Genomic DNA, 12,485 nt, shown 5'->3' with positions numbered 1-12,485 from the left:
TTGTTTTTTGACTATACAAGAACACAGCATACATTATTTCTATTAATCGCCTTTTTAAAACACCTGATGACATACTATGAGTGAAGCTCTCAAGGCACTGAACAATATTCGTACACTTCGTGCACATGCTCGTGAAACAGATCTGGCAACTCTGGAAGAGATGCTGGAAAAACTCTCTGCTGTCGTTGAAGATCGTCGTGAGGAAGAAAACATAGCCCGTAAAGAACAAGAAGAACGTCAGGCTAAGCTGCAAGCCTTCCGTCAGAAACTGTTAGAAGATGGTATTGACCCGGCTGAACTCCTTGCTGCTGTTGGCTCATCTCAGCCTAAAGCAAAATCAACTCGTGCTCCTCGTCCTGCTAAATACAAATATACAGATGAAAACGGTAATGAGCAGACTTGGACGGGTCAGGGCCGCACTCCTAAAGCAATCGCTGCTGCAATTGAAGCTGGTAAAACGCTGGATGACTTCGCGCTCTGATCACAAATAAAGCCGTCAATATAATTTGGCGGTTTTAAAAATATTACTTGATGGAAAAGCGTCTGGACTGAAAAGAGCTTAAACTAAATGTAATCTGACAGATATATATAAATAACCGATAACTGTCAGATCTGGTTTGAGCTAATACAAATTAGTTCATCTATGGATTCATAAATTCATTTACGTTTCAATTCAGTGGGAAGGAATTTATCGATTTCCTCATCAGAAAAAGTCATATCCTCAAGTTCCTTCAGCGCCTTTTGAGCCATTGAATATGCCTTGTAATTCGTGGATGGTGCTCCCATATAAATTGCAGAAAGTTCATTCATCAGAGCATCTCTTTCGTGGAGAATTTCCTCTATACTTTTAGTTTGCATTTTCAAGTCAGTAAGCAGAGATAAATATCTCTCCCTAATTAACCACATATCTCCAGCAGCTTGTCTGTGCTTTTGAGCTATAGTTCCTAAATCATAATCCTTTAAATATGAATTTAGAAAGAGAAGTATAGCGGAAAGTATTGACCCAATGATAGCACCTATTTTAGCATCACCCACTACAGTGGTTATAAAACTACCGGTAGTTATTGCTAAAAGAACTAGCTGTAAATTTTTCATGCAGCTTAGTTTGTTTTGAAGAATATCTGCACATTTCTCATGAGTTTTATGTGTATAAACGACCCTTCCATAGCACTCTCTTAATTGCCCTTCTAATATATTTTTGTCCATCTGACTCACCATTATGATATGTTAGGTTAATGTTAGTTTAACACTAACCTAACATAAAGTGGGACTAATTATGTATAGGTACGTCGATTCTATCTCTTGCTACAACTTGGTTGCCATAAATAACATAACATTCAACAAAATGAGGTCCTGAGAAATCTGCGGTCTCGAAACGCTCAGAACCTCCTTCATCGTCTAAAATTTCACCTCTAAAATTTCCTCGGCGCTCAGCTTCATCACCTACATTTTTTATTTTCCATTTAATCTTATATGGGTGAGATATATTATTTATCTCATCAACATAGAATCTTAACTTGCGATTTGTGCTAATATCATGCCCTTCGCCAAGAATATTTGAAAGAAGAGCTTCCAATAAATTATTCTTTCTAATCTCACACTCTATCGAAACATGACCATATAAATTCATCTCATATTGATCTTCAATAAACTGTTCAGATACATTGACATTACTGAGTGATTTTGTCGTATAATTTGGAAAAGGCCTGCCAAAAACTTTCTTCCAAGCTAAGTTTCTTGAGTTTTCACTTGTAGCAGATAAAGCTTCTTCACAATATTCTTTTGTTAATTTTGCTACTTTATTAAATGATTTTTTTACGCTCACTTTTGAGCGACTACCGGGAGCATAATAAAATACTCGATCACCTTCATTCTCTAAGAAAGTGAAAAAATCAAGCGAAAGTTGATCATAACTTTTGAAACTCTTATCATCATATTCAGTTAGATTAGAGAAAAAATTATAACACAGTGTATCAATTAAGAATCCACTTATCTCAACTTCATGACGAGCTTTCCACGCTCGAATCATTTTAGATAGACGTCTCAGATGTCCCTTCCTATCATCATTCAGTGCCCTAAAAGACGACATTTCGGCCCTAGGGTTACATACCTTCCACGATCCACCATCATGTGTATCCGGGTATGTAAAAGTTCCATCTTCATTACTGAATACAGGAACTACTTCAACCTCTTGATTCTTAAATTTAACAACAACAACTTGCCCATCACCGCGAATATCCGTATTTTTGAAAATTTTCTTGATTTCTGTTTTCACAACCTGTAATAAATACGATTGTCGATCTCGGAATCTTGGCCATGAAGTTGCAGGTAGAAAGTAAAGCATATCAAGATCAGAGATCCCCCGAATTCCTGTGAAGCGCCCATAGGAACCAACCTGTAGTGAATTGGCTGTCTTAGAATCTAAGTTATAAAAGTATTGGTTCAAAACCTTAGTTATACGACCATACCTTTTACTAATCTGGCCTGCATTATCTATTTTTATATTGTCGAGGAGTGTCTTAAAGTCAGTTGCAGTGCTCATGTAATATCCTTGTTAAGGTCATCAATTACATATGCTTCCATAAAAGAGATTATCAATGTGTCATACGCTAATTTTCCATTAAAAAATGATCTCAATCAAATTTATAGTTACAAATAGAGTGCCCTGACCAGTTTTCAGGCATTGGTTCAACCTTCGAACAGCAGCAAAACAAGTCTCTCCACAGAACAGCACCTTAATCGTCCGATTATCAGCCCCATGAAGGGGCCGATACAAATAAGTACCTGTCAGCATAGGGATTCCGCCAGAACAGTGTAATGCATCTTGGCTAATGCCTGCTTAACCTCTTTAAAATCCACCTCAGCCAGTTTTCCAACAGCGTTCTTTTTCCATGCTTTTTTCAGAAGATGCTTCTCTGCATTTCTCATCGCCAGATCGATTAGTTTACAGACAAAATCATGATCCATTACATGCGTTATAATCATATTACTGGTCGTTTTATCCTTTGAGTTAAAAAGCTCCGCATAGATATGCAAAGACACAACATAAAAGATTTCAGTAGATTTATTTTTAAATGTATTCATTTTTATTTCCTCTTTAGTTTAATATTTAAGTAGATATTTTATGGCTGAATCAGCGATATACACTCTTATAGACAATCCAAAGCTCACGAAGATATTGCTTTACTTTCGCATAGTTAACACTCCCGAAGATCCGTTCCTTTTTTTGCTCGCCTTCAGTCCCATAAAAACTTTTCTTTGTTTTCTCGATAATATTTTCAATCACTTCATTCATATCCTCCTTATTCTTCAGCAAGTGGTAGAAATGCACGGGCTGGTTTCGCAGTCGCTTATTCATATAACGGTTATACGAATCCGTTGCTTCACTGATAAACTGCTCTATCGTATTAAGTTCTATTTTCATATGTTGCCCTTTTATTGTTTAAGATAATAAGAGTCCCTGAGCGTAAAAATATCTATTCACCCGGAAACAGTATTTATGTTTTATGCTGCGTTCTGGCGTGAGTTCCGAATAGTGGCTTCAATCCATTCATCGATTTCACTTTCAACAAAAGCGACCGTCCTCGGCCCTATCTTCACCTGCTCAGGAAAGCGGCCCTGCCGGATAAGTTCATACAGCTTGGTTCGACCAAAGCCCACTCGTCTTAATACTTCCGGGACGCGGATAAATCTATTCGTTATGTCGTTTTTCATCTTTATCTCCTGTTTTGTTTCAACAGGAGCTATGGTAGCCAGAACTGACATCGCCGGATGCAGACATCAGATAACTCTTTTCTTCGGGAAAATAGCGGGGTGCGGTTTTCGGGGAAAAATAAATTTTGTGGATTTCGCTGGTTTTGAAAAACGGGGCCAGCCTTCGTTACTGCCCCGTCGTGGAGTGGGACAAGCTCAGACTGTCTCCTCCTCGTCCATCTTCATCACATCAGCGATTTTTGTGTCCATAAGGTAGTCATTTTTGCTCAGCCAGAGGTTAAACAGACGGTCAAATTCACGCGCCAGTGCCCTTTCAGCAAGCGGCCTGTCGGTATCCTTAATCTGAGCGCCTCCTCTGATCACGTTCGAGTCATCGGGATAGAGCAGTCTCGACATCTGTTCATACGAGATCCGGGCACCATTGCGTTTTTCCCACAGCATCAGATCCAGCATCGGGATAATCCTGTAGTGGATCAGCTTTTTCACCGTACTGAGGCCAAACCGGGACGTGTTAATCGCCGGTTCGCCAGTGCCATACTCCTTTCGCCACCGGGGAAGCATTCTTTTCACATGCTCCACCACTTCCTCATCAGTCAGCAAGGCGATATTCAGCCACAGATACAGCGGGTGATCGGCGTTCAGCTCATCAATATCTGTCAGCCTGCGTCTGCCATCCTCTTTCGATACGAGTCCTGACGAGCCATCACCGCGCCGGAGTAAATCCAGTTCACGCAGCCGGGCTTCATAACGACCAATATCCGCGACCGTGATATGCCGGACATGAAGGCTGGCGTCAGTGAGAGGATTGATTTTCCGGGCCGTTGGTGCTTTTGTCGTGGAACTGACCAGAAGGGGATTGCCCGCCAGTATCCGGGCTTCATACTCCAGACATCGCAGGCGACGGGTATCATTCCCGTAATCGAAATCATACCGTAGCAGTGAAGCTCGCCGGTTGATTTCATCGCTCAGGTCGCCAGCCGTGATCTCCTGTAAAACATCATAATTGCTCAGGCTGAACCATCGTTTTACCGACACCATCACTTCACTTGCTTTCATTCGCATCCCTTCTGTTTATGCTGCCTTATCGACAGGCTCATATCCGCAATAATCGGTCCAGTCATCCATCAGCGCAACGCGTTTGGGCCACAGGGTGCCGCGCTGGTAGGCTGCTTCTGCTTTATCCGCTAACTGTTGGGCCAGCGCATGTTCAATCACTTCCCGCTGATAGGATGTGGTCTCCCCGGCCCATTCCCTGAACGTGGAGCGAAAACCATGCTGGGTTAAATCGCTGCGGCCCATGCGTTTTAATACCGCTGTTAATGACATATCCGACAGTTGCCCGCCGCGCGGAGCAGGGAAAACAAGGTTATTGTCCTTAAACCGGGGCAGCATTCTGAGCAATGCCACCGCCGCATCAGACAACGGAACACGATGTTCTTTACTGGCCTTCATCCTTTCTGCCGGAATAGTCCATGTTTTTGCCGCCAGATCGATTTCATCCCACACAGCACCACGAATTTCACCGGAACGGGCCACGGTCAGAACAGAAAATTCCAGTGCTCTGGCAGATATACCTGTCCGGGTGCGAAGTTCAGTCATAAACGTACCAAGTTCACCATACGGCAACGCAGCATGATGTTTTTTGTTCTGCACCTTACTTGGCATTGGCAGCAGCGGCTTCAGCATCCCCTTCCACGCCGCGGGGTTATCCCCTTCAAGGTATTCTTTCGCTTTAGCGTAATCCAGCACAGTTTCAATACGACCACGCACGCGGCTGGCGGTTTCGTTTTTGGTTAACCAGATGGGTTCCAGTATCGCCAGCAGATCGGTCTTGGTAATCTCACCCACTCTTTTCTGACCAATAACCGGATAAGCATATGTCTCCAGTGAAGAACGCCACTGTGCGACATGCTTTTTGCTCTTCAGTTCGCGCCCCTTAATTTCCAGTACGGCTTCCGCACATTCGTGGAACGTCTTCTGTTTACGGGCTGTTTTTTCCTGATGTGCTTTTTGGGCATGTTTTTCTTTGAGCGGATCAATGCCATTACGGATCTGCCTGCGCAGTTCACGCGCCTTATCACGCGCTTCTGCCAGTGAAACTTCCTGATAAGGGCCAAGACCCATATTCAGTCGCCGGGGAACGGCCTTACCTGCCCTGTTGATTCGGGTTCCCATCGCAACGCAAAGGACCCATGCGCGTGAGCGTCCGGCGATCCGCAGATACAATCCGTCAACACCACCCACAGCATAGCGACCTTCCGCTTTAAGTCTGGAAACAGCTAAGGCGGACAGTTCTCTGGCTTTCTTTGGCATAATCCCCACTCTTCTGTAATGCATCCTGTACTTCATAAAATGACGGATTTACGAAAAGATAGCAATACGCCAGCGAACAAAGAATAATGACAACACGTTGTATATAAAGAAATAATTATGATTAACGCGAATGATAATGAACATAAATATGGCAGACCCCCTCACCGCCATATTTTAAGAAGAGCTCGTACGCAAGTACGGGCTTTTTTTTCGCATATAGCACCCCGACCGGGGTCGCCCCCGGCCATCCTGTGTTATTAAGCGGCGGGACGTTTTTCCCGGTATCCTCCCCTCTCCAGCAGCAGGCTAAAGGACGCCGGCAGCACGGTTAACGTGACGAGCGTCGCGACAATCAGCCCGCCAATGATGGCATACGCCATCGGTCCCCAGAATACCTGGTGAGAGATGGGGACCATACCCAGTATCGCGGCGCAGGCGGTCAGAAATATCGGCCTGGCCCGGTGCTCTGCGGCGGCAATAATAGCGGCATCGCTTTCCATGCCCTGAGCCAGATTGCCGTCGACTTCAGTGATAAGTATCACGGCATTGCGGATAATCATCCCCGCCAGCGCGATGACGCCGAGCAGAGCCACAAATCCCATTGGCGTGTCGCCCGGCAGCATGGCCATAACAATCCCCGGCAAGCCGAACGGGGCCATGAACAGAGCCAGCAGCATACGAGAATAGCGCCGCAGCTGAAGCATCAGCAATAACAGCATAATGCCGAGGGTGACGGGTAAAATATTCAATACCGAGCTGTTGCCTTTTTCGGACTCCGCAACCACTCCGCCTTCGACAATGCTGTAACCGGTGGGTAACCCAGCTCGCAGTTGATCCACCGTCGGGCGCAGACCGTTCGATACGCCTTCTGCCCGCATCCCCGGCGCGAGGTCGGTTTGTACGGTGATAAACGGCAATCTTTGCCGACGCCAGAGCACCGGATCGTCCACTCCCCAGGTCGGGGTGGCCACCGCGCTGAGGGGAACTTTTTCTCCACCGCGCCCCTCAACCGTCAGCGATGACAGGGTGGCAAGATTCAATCGCTCGCTGTCGTTCGCCCGCAGCACCACATCAACCAGCCGGTCATTGTCTCTCAGCGATGTGACCGTCGTGCCTGACCAGACGGTATTAAGCGTCTGCGCCAGGCTCTGCGATGACACTCCCGCCGCCCGCGCGGCAGTCTGGTTCACCTGCAGGACGATGGTTCTCTCCGGCTCGCCGGCGGTCTGGTTTACCTCCCGGGTTAACGGCGAGCGCCCTATCGCCTCGGCCAGACGCCCGGCATACTCTCTGACCTTGAGATAATCCGGCCCGCTGACCCGGTATTTGATCGGCCAGCCCACCGGAGGCCCTAGCTCCAGAGGCGAAACGCGCGAGGTCAGATCGCTGAATTGCGTGGTCAGCAGCGCGTTTAACTGTTCCCGCAGGCGGTCGCGGGCGGCCAGGTCTTTCGCCACCACCACCAGCTGCGCCGTATTTTCATTATCCAGCAGAACATCCATCGGCAGATAAAAGCGGATGGCGCCCGCCCCAATATAGGTCGAATAATGGTCAATGTTGCGATTCCCGGCGAGCGCCCTTTCCAGCCTCTCCGTTTGTTTCTCCGTTTCCGTCTGCGAAGCATTGGCCGGAAGCGTCAGGCTGACCAGCAGCTCCGGGCGATCCGATGAAGGGAAAAACTCCCCCTGCATAAACGTGGTCCCGTACACCGACAGCCCCAGCGCGGCCAGCGCTATTCCCAGGGTGGCAAGCCGGTGGCGCAGCACCGTGCGCAGAAGTCGTCCATATCCCCGCGCCATGCGGCCCGGGCCCGCGGCACGATGTTTCAGCTTTTCCGGCAGCAGCCACGTTCCGGTCATAGGGGAGAACAGAATCGCCACGACCCATGAATTCAGAAGCGCCATCAGCACCACGGCAAACAGCGAAAAGCAGTATTCGCCCGCGCTGGATGAGGCAAAACCGACGGGAATAAACCCGGCAATCATGACCAGCGTACCGGTCAACATCGGAAATGCCGTGGTTTTGAAAGCGTACGTCGCCGCCTGCCGTCGCGTATCGCCGGCCTCAAGCCGGGATACCATGGTTTCCACGGCGATCATGGCATCATCCACCAGCAGCCCTAGCGCAACGATCAGGGCCCCGAGAGAGATGCGCTGTAGACCAATGCCTGCCAGCAGCATCCCGGCAAAGGTCATCGCCAGCACCAGCGGGATCGCCGCGGCCACCACCAGCCCGGCCCTTAATCCCAGCGAGACAAAAGAAACCGCCAGCACAATCAGCACGGCTTCCACCAGTACCCGGACAAATCCGCTTACGGCGCCGCTGACCACCGCCGACTGGTCAGCCACTTTAACTATTTCGATGCCGTGCGGCAGCCCGGCGCCGATGGCGCGCATTCTGTTATTCAGCGTCTCGCCAAAGCGCAGCATGTTGCCCGTCGGCGCCATGGAAATCGCCAGCCCGACGGCAGGACGTCCGTTGACGCGAAACGCCGCTGAAGGCGGTTCGGCCGCACTTCTTTCAATCGTGGCAATATCGGTCAGGGGAAGATAGCGATCGTTGATGTGCAGGATGACGGCGCGCAGGCTCGCTTCGCTCCTGAGGGCCCCGCTGACGTTTAGGGTGATATTCTCCTGCCCGGTGCGCAGGGTTCCTGCCGGCACCACCGCATTCTGGGCCTTCAGAGCGTCCGCAACCTGCTGAATGGTAAGCCCCATACCGGCCAGCCGGGCGGGCGAAAAAGCGATGACTATCTGCTCCTGCGGCTCGCCAAGGAGGACCGTTTTGCCGATATCCGGCACGGACATCAGTTCACGGCGGATCGTCTCCACCCGCTGTCGCACCTCCTCAAGGCTATATCCGTCAGGGATAAATCCGTAAATGGTGCCGTACGTGTCGTCAAACTCATCGTTCACGCTCGGTCCCTGCGCGCCTTCCGGCAGCGATGGCGCAATATCCTGCATTTTTTTGCGGATCTGGTACCAGATCGCCGGGACGTTGTGCGCCGGGGTGTCATCGCGGAGATTAATATAGATAACCGTTTGCCCGGCTCGGGTTTCACTTTCGATATAATCGAGCCAGGGCGTTTCCTGTAATTTTTTCTCCAGGACATCCGTCACCAGATGCGTGGTATCCGTTACCGACGCGCCCGGCCACTGCGCAGAGACTACCGCCGTTTTGATAGTGAAAGCCGGATCTTCATTTCGCGGCAGCAGCGTATAGCTGAGCGAACCGATAACCATAATCAGCAGCATAAAGAAACTGACCATTTGCGGGTTTTCCAGCGCCCATGCAGAAAGGTTAAAGCGATTTTTTGACGGCGCTATTTTCACGGCAGCCTCTCTCCGGCGACGACTTTTTCGCCCGGGCGCAGTTTGCTAACGCCGGCGGTAATAACCCGGTCGCCGGGCACAAGGCCGGAGGCGATGATCGCGGAAGAAGCCGTGTAGCTGGCGGGAACGACAACGCGCAGCTGTGCCTCCATCTGCGGGGTGATGACAAAGACGGCCGGTTTATCTCCGCAGCGGCTCAGCGCAGAAGCCGGTATGGCGTACCCCGTCGAGCCTGATGACGGCAGCCTTACCGTGACGCTGGCGCCCAGCGCCATCGCGGCGGGCGGTTTCTTTAGCGTTGCCCTGACGCGCCATGTCCGGGTCTGGGGATCGGCCTGTGGGCTAATATCACGCAAAACAGCATAGGCCTTCACCCCGGCATCGCTTAGCAAAGCAACCTGAAATTCTTCCGCCCTTTGCGCCTCAACCTTAGCGGGATCCGGGATATCAAACACCACATCGCGCGCCTGACCCGCCGCCAGCGTCACCACCGTCTCTCCGGCGCTGACCACCTGACCGGGAGAGGCGCTGACCGCCGTGATAACCCCCTCACCCGGCGAAGTAAGACGCGTCCAGCCCAGGCTTTCCCTGGCGTTGCGCAAAGCGGCCTCGCTGCTCTTCACCCGGGCGCTGGCGACCAGCCAGTCCGCCTGCGCGCTGTCCAGCTGAGAGCGGGCGATTGCGCCCGTGGCGATGAGCTTCTGCATCCGGTTAACGTTCAGCGCGGCGACCCGGGCGGTCGCTCGGGCGCTCTCATCATCAGCCGTCGCGCTGTCCAGCTGATTTCGCGCGCTGGTCTCTTCAAGCGTCGCCAGCAGCTGCCCGTAGTTGACCCGCTCGCCGACATCCACCGCGCGCGTCAGCATCCTGCCCGCCGTACGAAAGCTCAGGGCCGTCTCATCATGCGCGTGGATTTCGCCCGTTCTTTCCAGAGCGGGAAGCGTCGCCGGGGAACCCACCACCACGTAGCGCACCGGGCGGGCCGGCGCGGGCTTTTCGGCGCTTTTATCGCCGCAGCCCACAAGCGGTACGATCATCAGGATCAGTACGATCGGCGGCAACAGCGCAAACCAGGATAGCGTCCGTTCTGCGCCGAGCAAAGCGTACACGCACTGACGAAGGGAAAGAACTAACTCATATAACATAACGCCACTCCGTTCGGGAAATGGCGCCATTACATGACACATTCATCGAGAATGGCTCGACGTTGTGTCAAGGGATTATCAAGGCAGGCTGTTTTCTTCTGCGGCGGGAGCGTACGGCAGAACAACGCGAATCTGCAGGCCGCCGCTCGCCGGTAGCGACGCGCTGATGCGCCCCCCGTGCGCCACGCAGATAGCGCGCGCAATGGATAATCCGAGGCCGCTGCCGCCGGAGTGTCTGGCGCGGGACGCCTCCTCGCGGGTAAAACGTTCAAACATATCCGGTAAAAAATGCCTCGCCACGCCGGGCCCGTCATCGACAAAATCAATGGCGTAAGCGCCCTCGCCGCGGCGCAACGTAATTGCCAGATGTCCCCCCCTGCGCCCGTAGCGTACGGCATTTTCCATCAGTACGCTAAATACCTGGCCCATGCGAAAAGCATCGCCGCGGAAGGGACAGGACGGCGATGGCTGAATGGCGATCGTCACGCTCTGCGCGTCCGCCTGCGGCGTTAACCATGCGGCTCGCTCCTGAAGGAGCTCATCCAGACAAAATGGCCGCTCATCGAGCACCAGATTGCCGGCATCCGCCAGGGAAAGCAGATGCAGCTCATCGGTCAATCGATTCAAATGCTGGAGTTGTTTCATCACCATCTCCAGCTGCTGCGGCTGGGTATCAAAAACGCCATCCAGCATGCCCTGCAGACGGCCAATCGCCGCCGTCAGCGGGGAGCGAAGCTCATGCGCCATCGCAACATGCGAGGCGCGGAGTTCTTTATCATAGCGGGCCAGCTGGCCGGTCATTTTGTTAAAGTCGGCAGCAAAGCGGATCATTTCCGCTGGCGCGTCCTCAATCAGCTCCGCCTGGCGGCCAAATTGCCCCCCGGTGACGTCCTTCGCCGCATCACGAAGACGGCTGAACTGCAGCGAGAGTGGACGGGCGTAGCGGAGCCCCATAACGACAATGAAGGGGATCATGACCAGCACCAGCACCGCCACGGTCACCCAGTCCGCCGAGGCGATAGAGGGCGTGGAATAGCTCAATCCCCACCAGGTATCGACAATCTGATGAAAACGCGCCGGGTTGGCCTCCGGATTGCGGCTGAGCGCAATGAATTCCTCCCGCAAAGCGGGCGGCATTTTGTGCATGATCCAATAGTTTTGCACGGCGAAACGCAGCCACATACAGGTGGCGATAACCATCACGCTGCCGATGGCCAGTGCCAGAATGCGCCCGCAAATCCAACGCCAGAGAGAGGAGTGACGGGTTTTCATCATGGCTGTCTGAACCTGTAGCCCACGCCGCGAACGTTGACTAACACCCCGGATACCCCCGCCCCCTCCAGTTTTTTACGCAGGTTATAAATATGCGTATCCACCACGCGCTCAAGCGCTTCGCTCTCAGGAAGGCAGCGCTCCAGCAGATACTGTCGCGAAAAGGGACGGACGGGGGCGCGCATCAGCGTAGCCAGAAGCGAAAACTCGGTCGGGGTAAGATCGAGAACGTGGACAGGTTCCCCCGGATTGCTGACGGTCGCGACGATGGCAGCGACGTCCACCTCCAGCCCCTGCCAGCGCAGAATGTCTTCCTGCGTCTCCGCTTTGCGGCTCCGCCGGAGCACGGCCTGAACTCGCGCCACCACTTCGCCGGGATGATAAGGTTTCACCACATAATCGTCGGCGCCATAGCGCAGCGCGCCAATACGATCGGGCATATCCCCCATCGCGGTAACCATAATCACCGGCACATCGCTTTTCCGCCGCAGGCTGGCCAGCACCTCGGTGCCGTTCAGCCCGGGCAGCATCACGTCCAGCAGAATCAGATCGGGTTTCCAGCGCTGCGCCATATCCAGCCCAGCGAGGCCATCCACGGTGACCGCCACATCATAGTTTTCCCGGCGTAAATAGGCCTCAAGCACCCCGGCCGCGTCGGCGTCATCTTCAATTATCAACACTCTTCTGGACAACATCTGTTCACCTTGAC

Annotated in this window: 12 protein-coding genes; 1 reads left to right on the top strand and 11 read right to left on the bottom strand. The window is 51.9% G+C overall.

Annotation, left to right across the window (positions count from 1 at the left end; all coding sequences use genetic code 11):
* The first annotated feature begins 76 nt into the window (after positions 1–76).
* Positions 77–481, top strand: coding sequence for an H-NS family nucleoid-associated regulatory protein (locus ACESQ2_RS05585; protein ID WP_196548153.1), 405 nt, complete (start codon positions 77–79; stop codon positions 479–481).
* Positions 482–657: 176 nt separating this feature from the next.
* On the opposite strand, the gene ACESQ2_RS05580 is transcribed toward ACESQ2_RS05585, so the two are convergent.
* From ACESQ2_RS05580 to ACESQ2_RS05530, 11 genes are all read right to left on the bottom strand, one after another.
* Positions 658–1,206: an SLATT domain-containing protein gene (locus ACESQ2_RS05580; RefSeq protein WP_049025424.1), complete on the bottom strand. Its 549-nt coding sequence runs from the start codon at positions 1,204–1,206 to the stop codon at positions 658–660.
* Between the two features lie 64 nt (positions 1,207–1,270).
* Complete coding sequence (locus ACESQ2_RS05575) at positions 1,271–2,542, bottom strand: nucleotidyltransferase (RefSeq protein WP_196548151.1); 1,272 nt, start codon at positions 2,540–2,542, stop codon at positions 1,271–1,273.
* A gap of 245 nt (positions 2,543–2,787) precedes the next feature.
* Complete coding sequence (locus tag ACESQ2_RS05570; protein ID WP_196548149.1) at positions 2,788–3,084, bottom strand: hypothetical protein; 297 nt, start codon at positions 3,082–3,084, stop codon at positions 2,788–2,790.
* Between the two features lie 49 nt (positions 3,085–3,133).
* Positions 3,134–3,424 (bottom strand): hypothetical protein, encoded by a 291-nt coding sequence (locus ACESQ2_RS05565; RefSeq protein ID WP_196548147.1) that lies wholly within the window; start codon positions 3,422–3,424, stop codon positions 3,134–3,136.
* 80 nt (positions 3,425–3,504) lie between these two features.
* Positions 3,505–3,714: an AlpA family transcriptional regulator gene (locus ACESQ2_RS05560; RefSeq protein WP_196548145.1), complete on the bottom strand. Its 210-nt coding sequence runs from the start codon at positions 3,712–3,714 to the stop codon at positions 3,505–3,507.
* Positions 3,715–3,909: 195 nt separating this feature from the next.
* Positions 3,910–4,770, bottom strand: a complete 861-nt coding sequence (locus ACESQ2_RS05555; RefSeq protein ID WP_305109684.1) for a DUF6387 family protein — start codon at positions 4,768–4,770, stop codon at positions 3,910–3,912.
* A 15-nt stretch (positions 4,771–4,785) separates the two neighbouring features.
* Positions 4,786–6,027 carry a tyrosine-type recombinase/integrase gene (locus ACESQ2_RS05550; RefSeq protein ID WP_373170219.1) on the bottom strand — a complete coding sequence of 414 codons (1,242 nt, stop codon included), beginning with the start codon at positions 6,025–6,027 and terminating at the stop codon, positions 4,786–4,788.
* 257 nt (positions 6,028–6,284) lie between these two features.
* Positions 6,285–9,359: an efflux RND transporter permease subunit gene (locus ACESQ2_RS05545; protein WP_373170218.1), complete on the bottom strand. Its 3,075-nt coding sequence runs from the start codon at positions 9,357–9,359 to the stop codon at positions 6,285–6,287.
* The gene (locus ACESQ2_RS05540; RefSeq protein ID WP_224260569.1) at positions 9,356–10,504 is read right to left on the bottom strand and encodes an efflux RND transporter periplasmic adaptor subunit; all 1,149 of its coding nucleotides are present in this window, start codon (positions 10,502–10,504) and stop codon (positions 9,356–9,358) included. The genes ACESQ2_RS05545 and ACESQ2_RS05540 overlap by 4 nt, the downstream gene beginning before the upstream one ends.
* A gap of 78 nt (positions 10,505–10,582) precedes the next feature.
* Positions 10,583–11,779 (bottom strand): cell wall metabolism sensor histidine kinase WalK, encoded by a 1,197-nt coding sequence (locus ACESQ2_RS05535; protein ID WP_048263721.1) that lies wholly within the window; start codon positions 11,777–11,779, stop codon positions 10,583–10,585.
* Positions 11,776–12,471, bottom strand: coding sequence for a response regulator (locus ACESQ2_RS05530; protein ID WP_049071411.1), 696 nt, complete (start codon positions 12,469–12,471; stop codon positions 11,776–11,778). Before ACESQ2_RS05530 ends, ACESQ2_RS05535 begins: the two co-directional genes overlap by 4 nt.
* Positions 12,472–12,485 lie beyond the last annotated feature (14 nt).

Source organism: Klebsiella sp. Q11 (assembly GCF_964241505.1).
Taxonomy (GTDB): Bacteria; Pseudomonadota; Gammaproteobacteria; order Enterobacterales; family Enterobacteriaceae; genus Klebsiella; species Klebsiella michiganensis.
Note: the sequence above shows the minus strand (reverse complement) of the source record. Positions and strands in the feature narration are given on the sequence as shown.

Bases quoted from the DNA above. Each gene is read 5' to 3' on its own strand.
- ACESQ2_RS05555 (WP_305109684.1), bottom strand. From the start codon at position 4,770: ATGAAAGCAAGTGAAGTGATGGTGTCGGTAAAACGATGGTTCAGCCTG.
- ACESQ2_RS05565 (WP_196548147.1), bottom strand. From the start codon at position 3,424: ATGAAAATAGAACTTAATACGATAGAGCAGTTTATCAGTGAAGCAACG.
- ACESQ2_RS05540 (WP_224260569.1), bottom strand. From the start codon at position 10,504: ATGTTATATGAGTTAGTTCTTTCCCTTCGTCAGTGCGTGTACGCTTTG.
- ACESQ2_RS05570 (WP_196548149.1), bottom strand. From the start codon at position 3,084: ATGAATACATTTAAAAATAAATCTACTGAAATCTTTTATGTTGTGTCT.
- ACESQ2_RS05580 (WP_049025424.1), bottom strand. From the start codon at position 1,206: ATGGACAAAAATATATTAGAAGGGCAATTAAGAGAGTGCTATGGAAGG.
- ACESQ2_RS05585 (WP_196548153.1), top strand. From the start codon at position 77: ATGAGTGAAGCTCTCAAGGCACTGAACAATATTCGTACACTTCGTGCA.
- ACESQ2_RS05550 (WP_373170219.1), bottom strand. From the start codon at position 6,027: ATGCCAAAGAAAGCCAGAGAACTGTCCGCCTTAGCTGTTTCCAGACTT.
- ACESQ2_RS05535 (WP_048263721.1), bottom strand. From the start codon at position 11,779: ATGATGAAAACCCGTCACTCCTCTCTCTGGCGTTGGATTTGCGGGCGC.
- ACESQ2_RS05575 (WP_196548151.1), bottom strand. From the start codon at position 2,542: ATGAGCACTGCAACTGACTTTAAGACACTCCTCGACAATATAAAAATA.
- ACESQ2_RS05560 (WP_196548145.1), bottom strand. From the start codon at position 3,714: ATGAAAAACGACATAACGAATAGATTTATCCGCGTCCCGGAAGTATTA.
- ACESQ2_RS05530 (WP_049071411.1), bottom strand. From the start codon at position 12,471: ATGTTGTCCAGAAGAGTGTTGATAATTGAAGATGACGCCGACGCGGCC.